Source organism: Methylocystis sp. NC52PC (genome assembly GCF_055698645.1).
Map to the genome: position 1 here is coordinate 2,041,489 of NZ_CP170127.1, position 17,117 is coordinate 2,058,605.

21 protein-coding genes and 1 pseudogene are annotated in these 17,117 nt (G+C 63.4%); 3 read left to right on the plus strand and 19 right to left on the minus strand.

Going from position 1 to position 17,117, the window contains the following annotated elements:
• Positions 1 to 24 precede the first annotated feature (24 nt).
• The 18 genes and pseudogenes from ACETII_RS11820 to ACETII_RS11905 all read right to left on the minus strand — a co-directional run bounded on the left by ACETII_RS11820 (position 25) and on the right by ACETII_RS11905 (position 13,081).
• On the minus strand, positions 25 to 459 hold the full coding sequence (locus ACETII_RS11820; protein WP_472785601.1) for an NlpC/P60 family protein: 435 nt from the start codon (positions 457 to 459) through the stop codon (positions 25 to 27).
• The gene (locus ACETII_RS11825; protein WP_472785602.1) at positions 456 to 1,343 is read right to left on the minus strand and encodes a DUF2163 domain-containing protein; all 888 of its coding nucleotides are present in this window, start codon (positions 1,341 to 1,343) and stop codon (positions 456 to 458) included. Before ACETII_RS11825 ends, ACETII_RS11820 begins: the two co-directional genes overlap by 4 nt.
• Positions 1,344 to 1,354: 11 nt before the next feature.
• Positions 1,355 to 1,993, minus strand: a complete 639-nt coding sequence (locus ACETII_RS11830; RefSeq protein ID WP_472785603.1) for a phage distal tail protein, Rcc01695 family — start codon at positions 1,991 to 1,993, stop codon at positions 1,355 to 1,357.
• 14 nt (positions 1,994 to 2,007) lie between these two features.
• The gene (locus ACETII_RS11835; protein ID WP_472785604.1) at positions 2,008 to 2,589 is read right to left on the minus strand and encodes a phage tail tape measure protein; all 582 of its coding nucleotides are present in this window, start codon (positions 2,587 to 2,589) and stop codon (positions 2,008 to 2,010) included.
• Positions 2,590 to 2,608: 19 nt separating this feature from the next.
• Complete coding sequence (locus tag ACETII_RS11840; RefSeq protein ID WP_472788155.1) at positions 2,609 to 2,833, minus strand: rcc01693 family protein; 225 nt, start codon at positions 2,831 to 2,833, stop codon at positions 2,609 to 2,611.
• Positions 2,830 to 3,183, minus strand: coding sequence for a gene transfer agent family protein (locus ACETII_RS11845; RefSeq protein WP_472785605.1), 354 nt, complete (start codon positions 3,181 to 3,183; stop codon positions 2,830 to 2,832). The genes ACETII_RS11840 and ACETII_RS11845 overlap by 4 nt, the downstream gene beginning before the upstream one ends.
• Before the next feature lie 11 nt (positions 3,184 to 3,194).
• Entirely contained in the window at positions 3,195 to 3,605 is a 411-nt protein-coding gene (locus ACETII_RS11850) for a phage major tail protein, TP901-1 family (RefSeq protein WP_363346148.1), read from the minus strand.
• A gap of 19 nt (positions 3,606 to 3,624) precedes the next feature.
• Positions 3,625 to 4,035 carry a DUF3168 domain-containing protein gene (locus tag ACETII_RS11855; protein ID WP_472785606.1) on the minus strand — a complete coding sequence of 137 codons (411 nt, stop codon included), beginning with the start codon at positions 4,033 to 4,035 and terminating at the stop codon, positions 3,625 to 3,627.
• A 10-nt stretch (positions 4,036 to 4,045) separates the two neighbouring features.
• Positions 4,046 to 4,375: a phage head closure protein gene (locus ACETII_RS11860; protein ID WP_472785607.1), complete on the minus strand. Its 330-nt coding sequence runs from the start codon at positions 4,373 to 4,375 to the stop codon at positions 4,046 to 4,048.
• Positions 4,372 to 4,938, minus strand: coding sequence for a head-tail connector protein (locus tag ACETII_RS11865; protein ID WP_472785608.1), 567 nt, complete (start codon positions 4,936 to 4,938; stop codon positions 4,372 to 4,374). Before ACETII_RS11865 ends, ACETII_RS11860 begins: the two co-directional genes overlap by 4 nt.
• 60 nt (positions 4,939 to 4,998) lie before the next feature.
• A complete protein-coding gene (locus tag ACETII_RS11870) occupies positions 4,999 to 6,225 on the minus strand; it encodes a phage major capsid protein (protein WP_472785609.1) in 1,227 nt (408 codons plus the stop codon).
• Positions 6,226 to 6,357: 132 nt separating this feature from the next.
• Positions 6,358 to 6,942 carry an HK97 family phage prohead protease gene (locus ACETII_RS11875; RefSeq protein WP_472785610.1) on the minus strand — a complete coding sequence of 195 codons (585 nt, stop codon included), beginning with the start codon at positions 6,940 to 6,942 and terminating at the stop codon, positions 6,358 to 6,360.
• Positions 6,943 to 8,343: 1,401 nt separating this feature from the next.
• Positions 8,344 to 8,628, minus strand: a complete 285-nt coding sequence (locus ACETII_RS11880) for a contact-dependent growth inhibition system immunity protein (protein ID WP_363346164.1) — start codon at positions 8,626 to 8,628, stop codon at positions 8,344 to 8,346.
• A 2-nt stretch (positions 8,629 to 8,630) separates the two neighbouring features.
• Positions 8,631 to 9,239, minus strand: coding sequence for an RNase A-like domain-containing protein (locus tag ACETII_RS11885; protein ID WP_472788156.1), 609 nt, complete (start codon positions 9,237 to 9,239; stop codon positions 8,631 to 8,633).
• Positions 9,240 to 9,302: 63 nt separating this feature from the next.
• Positions 9,303 to 10,460 (minus strand): annotated as a pseudogene (locus ACETII_RS11890) (phage portal protein); the annotation flags it as partial.
• A gap of 80 nt (positions 10,461 to 10,540) precedes the next feature.
• Entirely contained in the window at positions 10,541 to 11,812 is a 1,272-nt protein-coding gene (locus ACETII_RS11895) for a DNA-packaging protein (RefSeq protein WP_472788157.1), read from the minus strand.
• A 13-nt stretch (positions 11,813 to 11,825) separates the two neighbouring features.
• Positions 11,826 to 12,356 carry a hypothetical protein gene (locus ACETII_RS11900; protein ID WP_363346170.1) on the minus strand — a complete coding sequence of 177 codons (531 nt, stop codon included), beginning with the start codon at positions 12,354 to 12,356 and terminating at the stop codon, positions 11,826 to 11,828.
• A gap of 236 nt (positions 12,357 to 12,592) precedes the next feature.
• Positions 12,593 to 13,081 carry a YcgN family cysteine cluster protein gene (locus ACETII_RS11905; RefSeq protein WP_472785611.1) on the minus strand — a complete coding sequence of 163 codons (489 nt, stop codon included), beginning with the start codon at positions 13,079 to 13,081 and terminating at the stop codon, positions 12,593 to 12,595.
• 135 nt (positions 13,082 to 13,216) lie between these two features.
• On the opposite strand from ACETII_RS11905, the gene ACETII_RS11910 reads away from it, so the two are divergent.
• Genes ACETII_RS11910 through ACETII_RS11920 form a run of 3 tightly spaced genes read left to right on the plus strand, consistent with a single transcriptional unit; the run spans position 13,217 to position 16,616 of the window.
• Positions 13,217 to 15,433: a transglycosylase domain-containing protein gene (locus ACETII_RS11910; RefSeq protein ID WP_363346174.1), complete on the plus strand. Its 2,217-nt coding sequence runs from the start codon at positions 13,217 to 13,219 to the stop codon at positions 15,431 to 15,433.
• 2 nt (positions 15,434 to 15,435) lie between these two features.
• Complete coding sequence (locus ACETII_RS11915; RefSeq protein ID WP_363346176.1) at positions 15,436 to 16,032, plus strand: DUF1214 domain-containing protein; 597 nt, start codon at positions 15,436 to 15,438, stop codon at positions 16,030 to 16,032.
• Positions 16,023 to 16,616, plus strand: a complete 594-nt coding sequence (locus tag ACETII_RS11920; RefSeq protein WP_363346178.1) for a DUF1254 domain-containing protein — start codon at positions 16,023 to 16,025, stop codon at positions 16,614 to 16,616. The genes ACETII_RS11915 and ACETII_RS11920 overlap by 10 nt, the downstream gene beginning before the upstream one ends.
• Here ACETII_RS11920 and ACETII_RS11925 read toward each other — a convergent pair whose 3' ends face one another.
• Positions 16,617 to 17,099, minus strand: a complete 483-nt coding sequence (locus ACETII_RS11925) for an MEKHLA domain-containing protein (RefSeq protein WP_472785612.1) — start codon at positions 17,097 to 17,099, stop codon at positions 16,617 to 16,619. It lies immediately after the preceding gene.
• Positions 17,100 to 17,117 lie beyond the last annotated feature (18 nt).

Genomic DNA, 17,117 nt, shown 5'->3' on the forward strand with positions numbered 1-17,117 from the left:
ATCTCTTGGAGGCTCGAGGAGGCGTCAGTCGACGACGCCCGGAAAGGCGAAGACGGCGGCGATGCGCTTGCCCCAATGGCCGATCGCAACTTCCGCGACACGGGCGCCGCTATGGGCGTGGACCATATGGGTGGGGGAGGTCGCGATCCCGAGATGTTTTGCCGGGAGGTTATCGCGGAAGCGGAACACGAGGACGTCCCCCGCGCGAAAATCGTCTGGCGGCGCAGGCCGGAAATGCCGGTTCGCCGCATCGAGCAAAGCCTCGACGCCGAGAGCCTCGCCCCAATCGGGGGTGTAGGGCGGCGCTTCTTCAGGCTCTTCGCCGATCACTTCGCGCCAAACGCCACGAATGAGGCCAAGGCAATCGCAGCCTGCGTTTACAAGCGACCCCTGATGTCGGTAAGGCGTTCCAATCCATCGACGCGCGGCGGCGACGATCGTTGCGCGCTTCACGCTCATTGAAAGAAACTCCCGCCATCCATCGCCTGAGAGCGCGAACTGGGGTAGGCGATGACAAGATCGTTGCCGGGCATATGCGGAAAGCCGCGAAAGTTGACGATATTGCCGAACTTGGTCCGACACGTCGTCGCCGATTTGTCGCAGCCCGCGGTGAGCGACACGACGTCGCCGCTCACGATGGCGGCGCCTGGCGGCGTCCACAGCGTGATTGTCGCGCGCAACCCGCTTTCCCGCCGGTGCGATTTGATCGTCACTTTGGCGCCGCCGTTGACGCCGCCCGTGAAGGTCAGTCTGCCGCCGGTGAAGAAACCCGATTCGAAGACGCCGGAAAGATTGAGCGTCAATACGCCGCCTGAAAACGCCGCGACGACGCCAGTTGAAGCGAAAGCGCCGATACTGAGTTTGCAGCGGCCGTCGCCGAAATCCGCAGCACAGCCGCGCTGGAACGCGCGGCCCTGGGTTTGATCGAAGAAATGGGCGCTCGAGCGCAGCTCAGCGCTGAAAGCGCCTTCGCCGCGCCGCACTTCACCAATCGTTGCGACGTCCAGTAGAGTCCGGAGTTGAGGATCGCTCCAATCGACGAGCCATGTCTCGACGGAGGCGTTATCGTACAGGCCGTTGAGGAGATCGCTTTCCGATAGACTGTCATCGGAGAGCGCCCCGGCGGCCTCCGACGTCGCCACCGAAAGGCCGAGGCTGCGTTCAGCTTCAGTGGCCGACAGCCCTGTGCTTGCGCGAAAGACGACGCCGTCGAAAGTAAGATCCCGGTCATGGTCGGTGAACCCCATGATGACGCCGTCGCGCCGCAAGAGCCGCCAGCAATGGCAAAGGGTCGTCGCCTGCCGGTCGAGCTTTTGCTGGAAAGACGAAGAGATATCGAGCATTCCCAAACCTTTCAGACGGCGATTTCGATGATGGGGATTTTCGGGATGGCGCCCGCCTCGAAGGCCTCGAAGTCGATCTCGAGGAAATCCGTGTCGAACCGAACCGGCACGTCGAAGAGAAAACCGGCAGTGATGAACGCGCCCGGCGGCGGGGTCGCGCCGGGCGAGAAAGTGACGACGCCGGTCGTCGCATCGGCTGAGAATTGTGACGCGGCCTTTTCAACGCCGTCGACAGCGATGCGCACGCTGCCGGCGACGGGTTTTGCAATGCTACGCCCGTATGCGGCGAAAACTCCGCCATAAGCTTTGGTCAGCTGGAATGTCCGTGTTGCGCCGTCGCCTTTTCCAAGATTCTGGTCCGTTGGCGCAGGCGCGGCGCCTGGGGCGCAGGACGCGAAATCAGCACGGTCGCGCCAGCGAAACCCGTAGAGACGCCCACGCCGCTCCTCGAAAAAGGCGATGACCTGAGAAAGCTGGGCGAGCGTCTTCACGCCATAGCCTGCTTCATAGCGGCGACGCGAATGAGCCCAGCGTGCGTTGCGCGACTCGCGGTTGGACCCGAGCGTCACGATCTCGGTGCGGCGTTCTGGCCCGCCGCGCCCTTGCAAGGAAACGTCCAGGGGAAAGCGGATGTCGTGAAAGTCGCTCATCTGGAAACCGTCGATCAGAGTTGCCGCTGGCCGCGCCCGACGGCTCGCGCGAGCGCGCTGGTGATCTGCGCCTCGGAGCGGCGGAAACTCTCGAAATCCTGCGCGGCGATATTGACAGTCACCGAGACAGGCCGCCCCTGAGCGCCTTGCGCAACGACCCCCAACCGCCCATCTGGGCCACGCGCAAGCGGCATGATCGCCTCGGCGCCGCGTTCGCCCATGAGTCCGATTGCGCCGCCATTTGAAAAATAGGCAGGGCTCGCGACGACGCCGCCCTCAGCGAAGGGCGTGATCCGTTGATTGCCGCTGAAGGCGTTACTCAACATACCGCTCAAGGAATTTGAAACGCCGTCGACCATTGCCTTCGCGCCGTCTCGCAAGGCGAGCTTCGCCAAGGATTGTCCGATGCTCAGCAGCGTTTCATTGAAGCTCTTGCCGCTCGTCGCCGCAGCGCCAAAGCCATTCGCCAGAATTTTCGCGACCTTCTCGCCCGAGGCGCCGATCTGGTCGAGGAGATGCTTGGCGGACGTCAGCTCCTGCGTCGCAATCGGCCGCGACGCGCTCAGGCCGTCAAAGTCTGGGAAGTCGATGCCCATCGTCTGTCCTCATCAGTTCTCAATCTGGGAAATCGCGCATCAGGGCGTCGAGCCCGGAGCGGCTCATGCAGGTTCCGCCATGCCCGTAGACGCCCTCCGCAGCGTGGAACAACTCGCGCGGCGTCATAGACCAGAAATCACGTGGACCAAGCCGCAGGACGCCGAGGCCAAAGGCCATCGCGCGCGAGAAAGGAAAGGGCGGGCGCGGAGAGGGCGCGCGCGCCGAATTTCCTTTCGCGATCAGGCGTCCTGCGGCGACCGAGGGTTTGCGGCGTGCGGCTCCGGCTCATCGCCGAATGTCGCGGCCAGGAGGTCAGCCGCGATTTGCACATAGCCTGCAAATCCCCCCGATGCTTTCATCCTTGAAACCTCTTCGTCGCTCAGCGCATGACCCGCGCCGCGCAGCCCGCAGCCAATGACGCGCAAAATGTCACGGGCGGAAAGCCGGTTCGCCTCGAAACGCTGCGCCAGCCCGACGAGATCGTTCGCTCCCATGCCGCTCTCGAGCTCTGCGAGCGCGCCGAGGGTCAGGCACAGCGTGTAGCGCTTGCCGTCTAGCAGCGCGTCGATTTCTCCACGTTTGGCGTTGGCCATGGGAAGCTCTCTCAAATCGCCGTGAACGTCAGTGCGCCGGCAGAGTCGAGCGAAATGTCGAAAGTCACTTCACCCGAGTGCTCACCGCGGTAGTCGAGATTGGAAATCTGAAAAGGCCCTGCAAGCGCTCCAAGGCCGGGAACAATTATTTGCCAGTCCCGCAGCAGGCCGTCGAAGAAGATCTGGCGCAAGAGCGCATCGGAGGCTTGATCCTTGAAAATCCCGGCGCCCGAAACGCTCGCGCGGCGCACGCCGGCGCCGCCGAGCAATTCACGCCATCTTCCCGCCGACTCGGCGTCGGTGACGTCGACGCTGTCAGCGTTGAGCGCAAGGCGTCGCGTGCGAAGGCCGGCGACGGTCACGAAGGCGCCGGAGGCGTCGCTGACCTTGAGAAGAAGATCCTTGCCTTTTTGGGCAGTCATGTCGGTTCTCGAATTCGGGTTAGAGATATTCCGTCGTCGCGCGGAAAAGCATGGCCACGCGCGCGAAGCGGCCGCTGGCGTCGCGCTTCGTGTTCAGAGAAGCGAAGCGCAGATCAATCAGCTCATGGTCGTCGAGCGTGAGCGCCGCGCTATCCAGGAGATCGACGATCTGCTGCGCGACGTCCAACGCGGGGCCGAGCCCGCGTTCGGTCGAAATGACGGCCAGCGTGAGAAAGTGCTCGCTTCCGCGCGAGAGCGTCGTCGACCAGTCGCGCATCTCGGCATCCGTGAAAAGCACATAAGGCGTTTCAGCGCCGCGTGGCGCCTCTTCATAGATCCGTGCGCCGCCGAGAGCGGCGACGAGCGCGCCATCCATCAGCAAGCGAGCGCGGATTGCTTTGCGCAGGGCGACGACGGGCGAGGCGGTCATGGTCGGCGCCTCATGAAAACTCTTCGCATACGCATTTAAGAAACCTCCGACCTTCGTCGCTGTCCTCGACGTTGCGAATGACAAGCTTCCGTCCGCGAAAAACGAATCTCATCTCGTTCGCCACGTCGGGGCGCCAACGAATTTTAACCGCGTAGCGTCGCGTCTGAACGATCTGTTGCTCGATGAACTGCTCGTTTCCGCCAAGCGCTTCGATTCGCGCCCAAAGTTGTGCCACGGGCGCGAAGCTTCGCGTAAAGCCGCCGAGTTCGTCCGGAACGTCGACCGGGGCCTCCAAGGTGAGGCGATGGCGCAACGCGCCGATTGTCGCGGCGCTGGTCACGACAAGCGCTCGCGCCTGAAGGGCGCTGCGAGTTGGATGACGCCTTTTGGCAAAGCGTCGTTGGCGTCGTCGCCCCGCTTTTCGCGCCAGTGCGCGACAAGAACCATCATGGCGCGTCGGAGTGGCTCGGGCGTCCCGCTGGCGCTCGCGCCATAGCCGACCGAGAAGTCGATCTCGATCCCGTCGACGCTTCGCCCCGGCGCGGGCGGCGCCGATTTGAAGGTCACGCGGGCGCCATCGCTCGCTGGAGGGGCCCGATAGGAGATCGGCGCAAGCGTCTGCGCCATGTCATTGGCGTCGAAGATGCGAATAGCCGAAAGGGCTTGAAACGGCGCGAACGGGATAGGCAGCATGAGCGCATCGAGGGGCCAGGCGTTGAGCGTAATCCGCCAGCTCTGGGTAACGAAGAAGCGACGCGTATAGGCTTCGAGCGTCATGCGGGCCGAGACGATGAGCGCCTGGATCAGTTGGTCCTCGTCGCCTCCGTCTTCACGCAGCCAGGCTTTCATGTCCGTAAGCGAAACGGGCTCGATCGTGGGCGCGCCGATCAGCATGGGTCTCATGGGCGGGGTCCTGATCAGGAGGGGAAAGCCCGCGGCGTCGCCGCCGCAGGCCGGGAGCGGTCAGGAAACGCCAAACTTCAAGAGCTTGATCGCCTCGAAGTTCTGCACGCCGCCGCCGACGCGTTTCGTGGTGTAAAACAGCACATACGGCTTCGCCGAGTAGGGGTCGCGCAGCACGCGAACGCCGATGCGGTCCACGACGAGATAGGCGCGCTCGAAATCTCCGAAGCCGATCGCCATCGTGTTTGCGCCGGGATCGGGCATGTCCTCGACTTCGACGATCGGGAAGTTCATCAGGCTCGCGGTCGCGTCGGCTGTCGCGGGCGGCGCCCAGATGTAATCGCCGGTCGTCGTCTTGAACTGGCGCACGAGAGATTGGGCGCGCCGGCCCATGACGAATTTTGCGTTCTGTCGGTAGCCTGCGCGCAGAGCGTAAGCGAGATTGAATAGCGCGTCCGAAGGATTGGTGGCCGCGAAGGCCCCAGCGACGCCGGTGACGACATAGCCGATATTGCCCCAAGTCCAACCCGCATCGGCGACGTTCGTGTAGGAGAGAAAGCCTTTCGGCTTGTTCACGCCGTCACCGGACACGAAGGCGGCGCCTTCCTGCTCCGCGAAAGCCACCTGCACTTCGTCCGCGATCCACTGCTCAATATCGACGACGGCGTCGTCGAGGAGCGCCTGAGTGGCCGCCGGCATGGCGTAGAGCTCCATCGCCGGGAAGTTCATGTCGGCGATCTGCTGGTTGGCCGTTTGCGGGCGGGGGTCGGCCTCCGCCACCCAGCCGGCCGCAGGGCCAGAGGTGCAATAGGCGCGTCGTAATGACTGTGTCGAAATCTCGCGCACGCTGGCGATGGCTCGAATCGGCGAAAGCTTGGCGAGGCGACGCAGAATTTCTCGTTCGGCCGGAACCGGCACGAGATAGCCGCCGTCCGGTCCAGAAGTCCGCGACATCGCCTTGGCTTCGAGGGCCTTCAGTCCGGCCGCTTCGCCCGAGCGCATATAGTGATTGAAGGCCGATTTGTGCTCGCGGCCGCCTTGATCCTCAGGGGTTGCGCCGCCCAGTCGCGGACGCGACAAGTCGAGCGCGAGCCGATCGAGGCGGCTCTTCGTTTCATCGAGCGCCCGGTCGATGCGCGCAAGCTTCTCCTCGGTCACGACATCGGCGCCCATGCGCGTTTCGAGTTGGGCGAGACGCTCGTCATTTGCCTCCTTGAAGGCTGAGAAGGCGCAATTCAGGTCGGCGATGACGCCGTCGCTTGCAGATTTCATTTCAGTGGACGCCATGAAGTGCCTCGGGGGTGAGCGCGCAAAAGGACGTCCCGCCGGCGATCGCCGTGGGTTTTCGTCTGTGCGCGGGGGTGAAAGCCGTCTGGCCAATGCGTGTTCCGCGTCGACGGCGTGAGCGGAACGGTTTTCTTAACAGCCTATTCGTAACGCGAGGCTTTGCAGTCGATGCTGGAGACGCAACGACGCCTCCTGCGCCTTGAGCCGGCAGAGCATGGCGCGTTGTGTGTCGGTCGTCGCGAGAGGCGTGCGTTTGACCGCGTCGATGCGCGCCTGCGGCGCCATAGGAAACGTCACGACGGAAATTTCCCAAAGATCGATTTCGCTCAGTCGGCGCAGGCCGCTCGTCTTGTCGATGGCCGCCTGCTTGGCGCGAAAGCCGATCGAAAGCCCATCGACCGCCCCGCTGCGAATGAGCGAGAGCGCTTCGCGCGCCCGCGCCACCGAGAGATCGAGGTGGCCAGCGGCTTTCAGGCCCTTCGAGTCTTCGATAAGCGAGGTCCAGACGCCGATCGGTTCAGCGGCGTTATGCTGCCACAGCAGTTTGACGCCCGCGGCGCCCCGCTTCATGAGCGTGCGCGCGAAGGCGCCGGGCATCACAATGTCGCCGCCCGTATCGGCGACGCCGAAGAGCGAAGCATAGCCCTCGATAACGCGAGCTGACGTCGCCTGGCCGAGTGGAAGGCTTATGCGCTTGGTTTCTCGCAAGGTTGTCATCCTCTGCCCAGATCGGCGCCCGCAGGGTTTCGCGAATGCGCCTGTAATTGCGCGAGCACATGCACGAAAGTCTTGAAGACTTGCGCGGACTCCTCGCGGCGTCGCGTCGTCTTGCGGCGGGGATTTGCTGAAAATGGCAGACGCAGTCTCAGATGTATCAAGGATCGCTCCCACAGCGTCGGTTGAATCGGGCGAGTTCGCGCACAAAGGCGTCGAGGCGACGCGTCGCCTCACTTACTTGGCGCATCGCGAGATGGGCCTGCGCCGTGGCGACGCAGGCCCATAGAAAGAGCGCGAGATGGGCGAGATCGCCGCGCTCGAGAATGGCGTTGAGAATGTCGGACAGCGAAGCGACCTCCTTCCCAAGTGGGATCGGTGTGTTTGACGAAGCGACAAAGCCTTCCAGGCCGTGGGTCGGTCAGATGGGCATTGTCCGGTCAGGGCCTGCGGAGCAAGCGCCAGGCTTATGAGAGATTTATGCGAAATCCATTTTTCGAGGACGGTTCCTTTAATAAACACGACCTTCCTTCGGCGAAAGCAAAGCGACAAAGCTTTCCAGTCACCGGATCAGGTTAATTTCTGCTCTACCGCTCTCAAAGCAGCGAAACCACTCTTCGAGAATTTGGGACCATCTCGGTAAAGCCCTACCTCGAGCGCGACACAGAAGCCCTCAAACTGACGCGGCGCAGACATTGGCATTTTACTACTGCTTAAGGTCAAAAAGACGGGAACGCGGTGCTACCCGAATATCCTCTTTGGACCTTTGGGTTTCGTCGCGGCGCTGAGTTCACGAACAGCGCTAACCGAGCTTTTTTTCTATAGCAGCAAGCGCCCGCGCGAAAACTTGCACAATTGCCGGCTGATCTCGACTCGCGTCTGGCCCAGAGAAAACCGCAGTACGGGGTCGCGCATTTTCCCACAACGTGCTCAATTTCTCCGCGGCGTTCGGCTCGTTCAGCGTTTTGGCCAGGAAGTCCCTCAGAACGAGTAGGTCGCTCCGCTCACACCAGCTGAGTCCATAGTCGATTGCGCGCTCTATGTATGCCTCGAATCCGAACCCGAATATCGCGCGAAAGGCTATTGGCGCACTAACGTCCCAAGGACGATCCGTAAATGCTTCAAAACCGGTTGGGGAAGAGAACCATTTATCCAGCCGGATGGGAGCGCTTCCAGCCGGTCGGCGTTGTAGTCGAAGCGGAAGGGCGCGAAGCCCGGTTGCAGCCAGGCCTGAAAACTTTTCTGCAAGCGGGTGACGAGGGGCGGCACGGTCTGGCGCCAGAAGACGCGGTTCGCTTCGCCGTAATGCGAAAAAGGGTTTTTCAGTCGACTTAGCCTCGAGCAGCAGCGGCTGTGGGCGCTCGCATGGGCGCCCGATCAGGACCTCCGGAGCAAGTGTCAGGCCTATGCGAGAAACGAACGGATCAATTTCAGAAATTCCGTGCAGCTTCCCTCTGTTCCGCGAAAGGGCGATATCTCCGCCCTGGTGCTCCGCCAGATCATTCTCAGCTCGTCTTCGGTAAATTTTCCACTCAGCAAATCATCGATGAACGATTTGATGATGTTCTGGTGTTCGAGTTTGGTGTGTGAAATTGCATCCTCGATCAAGCCTTCGCCGTTTGGAAACAGCAGATCAAAGTCTTGGTGAAAGAACGCCGTGAAAGTCAGGAATTCTTCTGGAATAACCATGCTTAGAGTTTCCCGGGTTCGTAGATTGGATAAGCCGTCTTGATGCGAAAGCCTTGCTTGGCGCTCCCATCTCTTACGAGAACAACTCGAACGCCGTAGGTCGTGCGGATTTCAATTTCTGCTTCGGGCTTCGAAAGATAAGACTGATAGCCTGTTGGAGCGTCGAACCATGCTTCTGCGATACCGCCGCCGATCCGTCCTTCTATAATGTCTTTTATCAGAGCTCGATTATTCGCTAACGTAGCGTTTACCAGTTTATTTGCTGCGGTCAATGAGCTAAACGAACCGATTTGATCCTTCCAAACCCAAATACCCAATATTTTCTTGACAGTGTTTCGAGTTGCATTCTTTAGCTGCGCGTCACTCTTTCCTATATGGTCGCGAATGGCATGACCTTCGTGCGCGCCACCCTCTTCATCCAACAGGTTAATAACGAGCTCGCCAATTCGCTCGAAGAGTCTCCCGATCCCGAGATCGTCCGCGACATTCGCGTCGACGTTGACTGCAACCTGTTCCGGGGCGTCGAGCAGCGAGACAGATCCAGTCACGCTACCACCTCCTCCAACCCCACCCCCCGTCCACTGCCCACCCGTCGACGACCCCGCCGGCACGCGCGGCTGGTCGGGTGCGTAGCGGGCCTCGAAGCCCTTCGCGAATGGCCCATCCTTCGGGGCCGGGCCGTAGCCGACGGCCTCGCGTTGTTCGTCCAGCGTGAGGAAAGCCGCCTTGCCGACACGCTCCCATTCGCTCGCCCGTTCCGCCGCCAGCGCCTCCAGCCGGTCGGCGTTGTAGTCGAAGCGAAAAGGCGTGAAGCCCGGTTGCAGCCAGGCCTGAAAGCTCTTCTGGACTCGGGTGACGAGCGGCAGCACGGTCTGGCGCCAGAAGGCGCGGTTCGCTTCGCTGTAATTCGAAAACGTATTGTCGCCGGGCAGGCCCAGGAGCAGCGGCGGCACGCCGAAGGCGAGGGCGATTTCGCGCGCGGCTCCCGCCTTCGACTCGGCGAAATCCATGTCTTTTGGGGAGAGCGACAGGGCCTTCCAGTCGAGTCCGCCTTCGAGCAGCAGCGGCCGTCCGGCGTTATCGGCGCCCGAGAAGTTTTCCTCCAGTTCCTGCTTCAGCCGCGTGAACTGTTCGTCGGTCAGATGGGCGTTGTCCGGCCCGGCGTAGACGAGCGCGCCGGAAGGTCGCGCCGAATTGTCGAGCAGCGCCTTGTTCCAGAAGCTCGCGGCGTTATGCGTGTCGAGGGCGACTTGCGCGGCGGCGAGCGGCGCGAAGCCATAATAATCATCGAGCGGGTTGAAGAATTTGATGTGCAGAATCGGCTCGATCCCTTCGCCCTGCATCTCGTAGCGGGCGTCGGCGCCCTGCGCGCGATAGACGAAGGCCGCGGGCCAGCCGTTGCGGCCGGGCTCGACGCTCATGCGGTCCGGACGCAACGCGTAAAGCTCGCGCAACTGCCCGTCGAGCGCGACGGACTCGATATAGGCGTTGCCATAGAGCAAGAGATTGGCGCAGATCGTCTCGATGAAGGAGACGCTGGTGTTTGTTGGGTTGGGCCGCTCGATCAGCGCGAGCAGCGGATGCTCGGGGACTTCCTCACGGCCTTCGTAAACGAGCCAGGGCACGGAGGCGGCCGCTTCCGCCACCATACGCACGCAGCGATGGCAGACGGCGTTGCGCTCATAGCCTTCGCGCGTCATCGCCGCGCTGTTGCGCGACGTCCAATGCGGCATGCCGATGGCGTGCATGGCGAGAAGTTTTGCCGCGCGCGACGCTTTGAGATCGCGCGCCGGCGCCGTCGCGCCGAAGAGGCGCGTGAAAAGTGAAGTCATGCGTTGGCCCTGAAATGAAGAGATGAGACGCGGCCGCGCCCATCTGGGCGCGGCGCTGAAACGGCGGGCTTGCTTGCTGTTTACACGCGCCGCATGCGCGGTTCGGGCGATCTCGGCGTCAGCGCCAGCGCGGTCACCGCCCAGACCAGCGCGTCGAGGCGATCGGGCGAGCGGCCCGAGGAGAGGCCGTCGAGCCCGAAATCGCACATTTCGTCTTCGAGCGCCGGAAGGGCGCCGACATGTCTTACGCGGCCTTGTTCGTAAAGCTGCGCGACCGGCGCGGCGCGCAGATATTTGCCGCGCGTGGCGCGCACCATGGTCACCGGCGCCGCGGGATCCGCTTCATTGAGCACGGCGCGCACCATTTCGCCGCCCTGGTTGACTTCGGCGATGAGCGAGTCGGCGGAAAGCCTGTGATACAACGCGATCGCCGCGCGGGCCCATTGCGCCGGCCGCGCGGCCGCGAGGGTCTGATCGTCGAGCACGTAGACGAGGCCGGCCGCGTCCTCGCCGGCGGCGACGATGCCGCATTGATCGGCGCGCTTGCCCGAGGTCGCGGGCGGATCGACGGCGACGACGATGCGCGACAGCGCCGGCGCGGCGGCGACGCGCGCCGTCTCCATCATCTCGCGCGTCCACAGCGCGTCTTTGCGCGCTTCGACCATTTCGCCATCGAGCTCCTGTCGCCCGAGCCGCGTGCCGGCATATTGCGCCACGACGCTTTCCAGAAAGGAGGGCGCGAGATTGGCCGCGTTCTCGCGCGTCAGCGCGCGGGTCAGCGCCGTCGCCGGATGCGCGAGCAATTCCTTGAGAAGCGGCGTCGGGCGCGGCGTCGTCGTGACGAGCTGACGCGGCCAGTCGCCGAGACGCAAGCCGAATTGCAGCATGTCCCAAGTCTCCCTGGCGTAGCGCCATTTGGCGAGTTCGTCGCACCAGGCGGCGTGAAATTGCGGCCCCCGAAGGCTTTCCGGATCTTCGGCGGAAAAGGCCTGGGCGACGACGCCCGTTTCCCATGTGAGCCTTCGGCGCGAACTTTCCCAGCGCGGGCGGTCGCGCTTGTCGTGCACGGCGAGAAGGCCGGAGACGCCTTCGATCATCACGTCGCGCACGTCGGCCGCGGTTTCGCCGACGAGGGCGATGCGCGCGACCGGAGCGGCGGTGAATTGTGCGCGCCCGAGCGCCAGCGCCTTCACCCATTCGGCGCCGGCGCGGGTCTTGCCCGCGCCGCGTCCGCCGAGAATGAGCCACACCCGCCAGGGCAGGCCGTTCGGCGCGAAATCCGGCGGCCACTGATCTTTGCGGGCCACAAGCTCCCAGTCGCTCAGAAGCCGCGCGAGCTCGCGCGCGCTGATAGTTTCCAGCGCCTCATTGAGAAGGCCTTTCGCCGCGCAGTCGCTCAAGCCGTCGAGCAAGCTCCGCGCGGAGTTCGGCCAATTCGCGGGGCGGCTCGGCGTCGGCGTCTGGATGGTCATCGGCGCTGGTCGCAGTCTCCCTTGGCGCATCGGCTTCGCGCCGCATGCGTTTCAATTCGGCGAGCGCTTTCACCAGCGTCGCGATCGTGCGGGCGCTGGCTTCGAGCGTTTTGGGCGCGTGCTTTTCCAGCGCCGCCTCGGCGCGGGCGAACTCCCGTTCGACGGCGTCTTCGAGCCGCAGGATGAGACGCCCCGGGTCAGCGGCGGGGCCAGCGGTCGGCGCGTCGGGCGGGTCGGCCTTCCGCTTGCAGGCGGAGGCGCGCAGCGGCCAGCCGTTCGCTTCGCGAAAGCGGCGGAATTGCGGGGCGCTCATCGAGAGAAGAGCGAGAATCTCGGCGATGGGCGCGCCTGCGTCATAGAGAAGTTTCGCCTGCGTGATTTTCGCGCGCGACGCCGGAGATGTCTTTTTGTGCATGACAGCCATGACGCTGTTGCGCCGTCTCAGGTGCGGCAAAGCCGACGAAAGGCGGCCGCGCTTTTTTCGCGGCGAACCGTTCTTCTCTCGCGGCGAGAGACTGGCGCGTCCCTTCAGCTTCGGTGGATTTGCCCCGCCGCCCAAGCGCAATTGTGGAGCATGGCCTTTATCTAGCTGAGCAGCGTGCGGCTGTCAAGGAATATATTCCCCGCTGGCCGGAAAAAATTCAGCGCCGCGCGCCCCGTCTAGAAGCGCGCCTTCTTCGGCCAACGCTTCGGCCAGATCCGGATGAAGTCGGGCGTGTCCTCGTCCTCGACCTCTTCCTCGCTCGCTTCGACCTTGCCCCGCACCGAGACGCCGGCGCGATGGACGCTTTCGGGATCGCCTGAGATCAGCGGATGCCAGGGTGGCAGCGGCTTGCCGTCATTTCGCAGCACATAGGCGCAGGTCGGCGGCAGCCAGGCGATCTCCTGCAATTTCGTCAAGGTCAGGCGGATGCAGTCCGGCACATGCGCGCGGCGGTTCCGATAGTCGCTGCACAGGCAGCTTTCGTGGTCCAGCATCTTGCAGGCGATGCTCGTGTGATGAATCGCGCCCGTGTCTTCGTCCTCGAGCTTGACCAGACAGCAGCGGCCGCAGCCGTCGCAGAGCTTCTCCCATTCAGACCGGGTCAGTTCCGAGAGGGGCTTCTGCCAGAACGGAGCCGCGCCGCTTTCGCCTTTTTTTTCCGCCATTTTCTGTCCATACGGCTGTCCCGCCGCGCGATGGAAACCATAACCGCAATGCGCGCGTCGTCGGGCGTCGTCAAGATGGTTTAAAAGGTGCTAAACTTGCCGCATCGTTCCCGGCGGCCGGGGGGTTCACGAGCCTTGTTCGAGCGTTTCTGGTCCTCGCCTTTCGTCAAGCGCATCAAGCGCATCCTTCTGTCCGCCGACGCGCTCATCGATTCGAGCGTCTTCGACAGCGGACGCCGCACGCGCGAGCTTTACGAGAATTACTCCGCCTTCATGCAGAGGTTCCACGTCTCCGGCTTCGCGCGGGTGGCGGTGGAGATCGCCTGCGAGGGTCTCACTCTCGGTCTCGGCGGTCTTATTGTCATGGTTGCGCTGGCTGGCAACGCCTTCCAGATGACCAGCGAGGGCGACTGGTTGAAGCAAACCGACCTCGCCGTCACGTTCCTCGACCGCTACGGAAACGAAGTCGGCCAACGCGGCATCAAGCACGACGACGCCGTGCCGCTCGAACAATATCCCGACTATCTCATCAAGGCGGTGCTCGCCACCGAAGACCGGCGCTTCTACGAACATTTCGGCATCGACGTGATCGGCACGCTGCGCGCTGTGACCGTGAACGCCCGCTCATCGGGCGTGGTGCAGGGCGGCTCCTCCATCACGCAGCAGCTCGCCAAGAATCTGTTCCTGTCGAATGAGCGCACCATCACGCGAAAGATCAACGAAGCCTTTCTGGCGCTCTGGCTGGAGCACCATCTCACCAAGCGGGAGATTCTCCAGCTCTATCTCGACCGCGTCTATATGGGCGGCGGCGCCTTCGGCATCCAGGCGGCGGCGGAGTTCTATTTCGGCAAGTCGGTAAAGGACGTCACGCTCGCGGAAGCGGCGATGCTCGCGGGTCTGTTCAAGGCGCCGACGAAATACGCCCCGCACAATAATCTTCCCGCCGCGCGCGCGCGCGCCAATGACGTGCTCAACAATCTCGTCGACGCGGGCTTCATGAGCGAGAGCCAGATCATCGCCGCGCAGAGGAGCCCGGCGACGCCGGTGGACCGCCAGCGCGAGGAGAGCCCGGACTGGTTCCTCGACTATGCCTATGGGGAGATCAGGAAGCTTTCAGCGAGCGGCAAGCTCGGCGATAACCGCGTGCTGACCGTGCGCACCTCGCTCGACTCCAACGTGCAGAAACGCGCCGAGGAAGTGGTCGAACGGAATCTGCGGGAGCAGGGACGGTCTTTCCACGTCAAGCAATCGGCGATGGTCGTGATGGAGCCCGACGGCGCTCTGCGCGCCATTATCGGCGGACGGGATTATGGCGCTAGCCAGTTCAACCGCGCGACGGACGGCTCGCGCCAGCCGGGCTCGTCCTTCAAGCCTTATGTTTATCTGACCGCGCTGATGAGCGGCAAATTCAAGCCGACGACCATCGTCACCGACAGGCCGACCTGCATCGGCAATTATTGCGTCCACAATTACAGCGGCGGCTATGCGGGCTCGATGCCGCTCGCCATGGCGCTGGCGCGGTCGCTCAATACCGTGGCGATCCAATTGTCGATTGCGATCGGCAATGGCAATGCGAGGGAAGGCCGCGCCAAGATCATCGAAACCTGCCGCAAGCTCGGCATCAGCACGCCGCTCGAGGACACCCCCTCTCTGCCGGTCGGCCAGAGCGATGTGATCCTGCTGGAACATTCCGCCGCCTATGCCGCCTTTGTGAATGGCGGCAAGCGCACCATTCCTTATGCGGCCGTCGAGATTCGCAACCGGCAGGGGGATCTTCTCTACCGTCACGACCGCGACGCGCCGCCCCAGCGGCAGGTGCTGCCGCTCGACAAAGTCGTCGATCTCGCCACCATGATGAAAAAAGTGGTGGAGGAAGGCACAGGCAAGCGCGCCATTCTCGGCGAGGGCATCGACGTTATCGGCAAGACCGGCACCACCAACGGCTACAAGGACGCCTGGTTCTGCGGCTATTCGGGCACGATGGGCGGCTGCGTCTGGTATGGCAACGATGACAACGAACCGATGAACAATATGACCGGCGGAACGCTGCCCGCCGGCACCTGGCACGACGTCATGGCTTATGCGCACCAGGGCATCCCCCTGAAACCCATTGTCGGATTGAAGCCGGAAGCCAAGCCCGCCGTCGCCTCGACTGAGGGCGGCGCCGTGAAACCGCTCGAACTCGGCGGCCCGCAGCGCCCCGCTACGCTGACCAAGGGCGCCGTGCAGGCGCTGGAGTCGATCGAGAAGAAGGCCAAGGCCACTGGCGTAGGCAAACAAAGCATGGCCGCGCCGGCGACGGTCGCCGAAACGCGCGGCGTCGACTTCCCGACCATTGGCGCCGCGCAATAAGGGTGTTCCGCTTGAACCGGCCTTACGCAAAATATCTTCGCGCCGCCGCCGTGATGATCGGCGGGCTTGTCATCGGCCTGCTGGCGACGTTGATCTCCTTGAACTCGGGCTACGGATTCGGGGCCCTGCGCGCCGGGTCCTGGATCGCCTGGCCCAATATCGGCGGGTCCGACGTCGATCCTTATGCGCGGGCCGTCATCGCACGCTCCGGCGAGGCGCCGCTGGCGCGCGATCAAGGGCTGGCGTTCACCGCGGCGGAGGATGCGAGCGGCGCGCCGCTCGACGGCGCCTGCGAATATTCGATCGTCGATCCGGTCCCGACGGCGCGTTTTTGGACCTTGTCGCTTGCGACTCCGAATGGCGGGCTCATCGACAATTCGACCGGCCGATACGGTTTCTCCTCAGCCGAATTGCTGCGGCGTGAAGGCGGGGCCTTTACGATTTCCATTTCGCGCAACGCCCGCGCCGGGAATTGGCTGTCGCCGGGCGACGCCCGCAGATTTGTGCTGTTGTTGCGTCTCTACGACACGCCGTTCGACACTGACGCTCGTCCCGATCCGACGAACTTTCCCAAGATTGTGAAACTGAAGTGCGCCTGACGCTCCCCGACCGCATTTTCGATTATCTCCCCTGGGCGGCCGCGATGCTGCTCGTCGCCGGCGTCGTCCATATCGTCTCGGTGCTGTTGATGCCGGCTGTCGCCCCGCGCACCGCCTATGCGCGGGTGCTGGACGCGGTGGGCAAGGCGCCGTCCGAAACGCTGATTGCGCTCCCGCCTGCCGCGCCGGGCGGCGAGACATTGCCCTTCGAGGATCCGGCCTTTGCAGAGGGCGTGTGCGTCTACGATTTGTCCAAGGGCCTCTTGCACGTGTCGACCGCCGCGGATGGAGAGGATTTCCTGGCCTTTTCCTTTCACTCCGGCGGCGGCCGGCTCTATCACGCCATCACCGACCGCGCGGCGATCAAAGGCAAGATCGATATTGTGATCGGCGACGAAAAACAGATGGACGCGCTGCAGAGCGCAGCAGACGAGGCGCCGCCGCAGGAAGTAAGGCTCACCTCGCCAACCAAGCGCGGGTTCGTTCTCATTCGCTCCCTTGCCAAGCGTCCGGCGGATCAGGCGCGCGCGCGCGAGCGCCTCAAAGCAGTCAGTTGCGCGCGCTTCGATCCGCCGAAAGACTGACTAGAGGAACGTCCATCGGGCGAATGTCGCGGCTTGCCCGGCGGGTTTGCCGGCGTCGTCCGTGACGTTCCAAATCGTCGCGTTGGAAATATGAAAGCGCCGGCCTTTTGCGCTGATGCGCACCCCTTCATAACCGCTGACGAAGCCCTCCCGCGTCGTTTGGGCAAGGAGCTTTTCACGCGCCTCGCGGAGCATCGGCTCGGCCGTCAATCGCGAGGGCGTGCGGATGAGCTCCGCCGCGCTCATTTCCCACAGCGCGAGCGCGACGCGATTGCCATAATTGAGGATCGGGTCGGCTTCCACGCCGTGCGAGACGACCACGAAGGGCGCGCCAAGGAGCCGCTCGGCGTCGAGCTTGGAGTCGCCCCCGCGCTCGATTAACTCGCGGCCAGTGCGGTCACGGTAGGAGTTGAGCAGGGCGGTGGAATGAATAATCCAGTTACGCCAAAGATCGCCCGGAAGCTCAGCGCTGAAACTCGACATCGTGCCTCTCGACGGCGC

What these genes read in the sequence shown, in the direction of transcription:
- ACETII_RS11900 (WP_363346170.1), bottom strand. Translation starts at nt 12,356, where the DNA reads ATGGCTGTCATGCACAAAAAGACATCTCCGGCGTCGCGCGCGAAAATC.
- ACETII_RS11850 (WP_363346148.1), bottom strand. Translation starts at nt 3,605, where the DNA reads ATGACTGCCCAAAAAGGCAAGGATCTTCTTCTCAAGGTCAGCGACGCC.
- ACETII_RS11830 (WP_472785603.1), bottom strand. Translation starts at nt 1,993, where the DNA reads ATGAGCGACTTTCACGACATCCGCTTTCCCCTGGACGTTTCCTTGCAA.
- ACETII_RS11905 (WP_472785611.1), bottom strand. Translation starts at nt 13,081, where the DNA reads ATGGCGGAAAAAAAAGGCGAAAGCGGCGCGGCTCCGTTCTGGCAGAAG.
- ACETII_RS11820 (WP_472785601.1), bottom strand. Translation starts at nt 459, where the DNA reads ATGAGCGTGAAGCGCGCAACGATCGTCGCCGCCGCGCGTCGATGGATT.
- ACETII_RS11855 (WP_472785606.1), bottom strand. Translation starts at nt 4,035, where the DNA reads ATGACCGCCTCGCCCGTCGTCGCCCTGCGCAAAGCAATCCGCGCTCGC.
- ACETII_RS11870 (WP_472785609.1), bottom strand. Translation starts at nt 6,225, where the DNA reads ATGGCGTCCACTGAAATGAAATCTGCAAGCGACGGCGTCATCGCCGAC.
- ACETII_RS11880 (WP_363346164.1), bottom strand. Translation starts at nt 8,628, where the DNA reads ATGGTTATTCCAGAAGAATTCCTGACTTTCACGGCGTTCTTTCACCAA.
- ACETII_RS11875 (WP_472785610.1), bottom strand. Translation starts at nt 6,942, where the DNA reads ATGACAACCTTGCGAGAAACCAAGCGCATAAGCCTTCCACTCGGCCAG.
- ACETII_RS11865 (WP_472785608.1), bottom strand. Translation starts at nt 4,938, where the DNA reads ATGAGACCCATGCTGATCGGCGCGCCCACGATCGAGCCCGTTTCGCTT.
- ACETII_RS11925 (WP_472785612.1), bottom strand. Translation starts at nt 17,099, where the DNA reads ATGTCGAGTTTCAGCGCTGAGCTTCCGGGCGATCTTTGGCGTAACTGG.
- ACETII_RS11845 (WP_472785605.1), bottom strand. Translation starts at nt 3,183, where the DNA reads ATGGCCAACGCCAAACGTGGAGAAATCGACGCGCTGCTAGACGGCAAG.
- ACETII_RS11825 (WP_472785602.1), bottom strand. Translation starts at nt 1,343, where the DNA reads ATGCTCGATATCTCTTCGTCTTTCCAGCAAAAGCTCGACCGGCAGGCG.
- ACETII_RS11835 (WP_472785604.1), bottom strand. Translation starts at nt 2,589, where the DNA reads ATGGGCATCGACTTCCCAGACTTTGACGGCCTGAGCGCGTCGCGGCCG.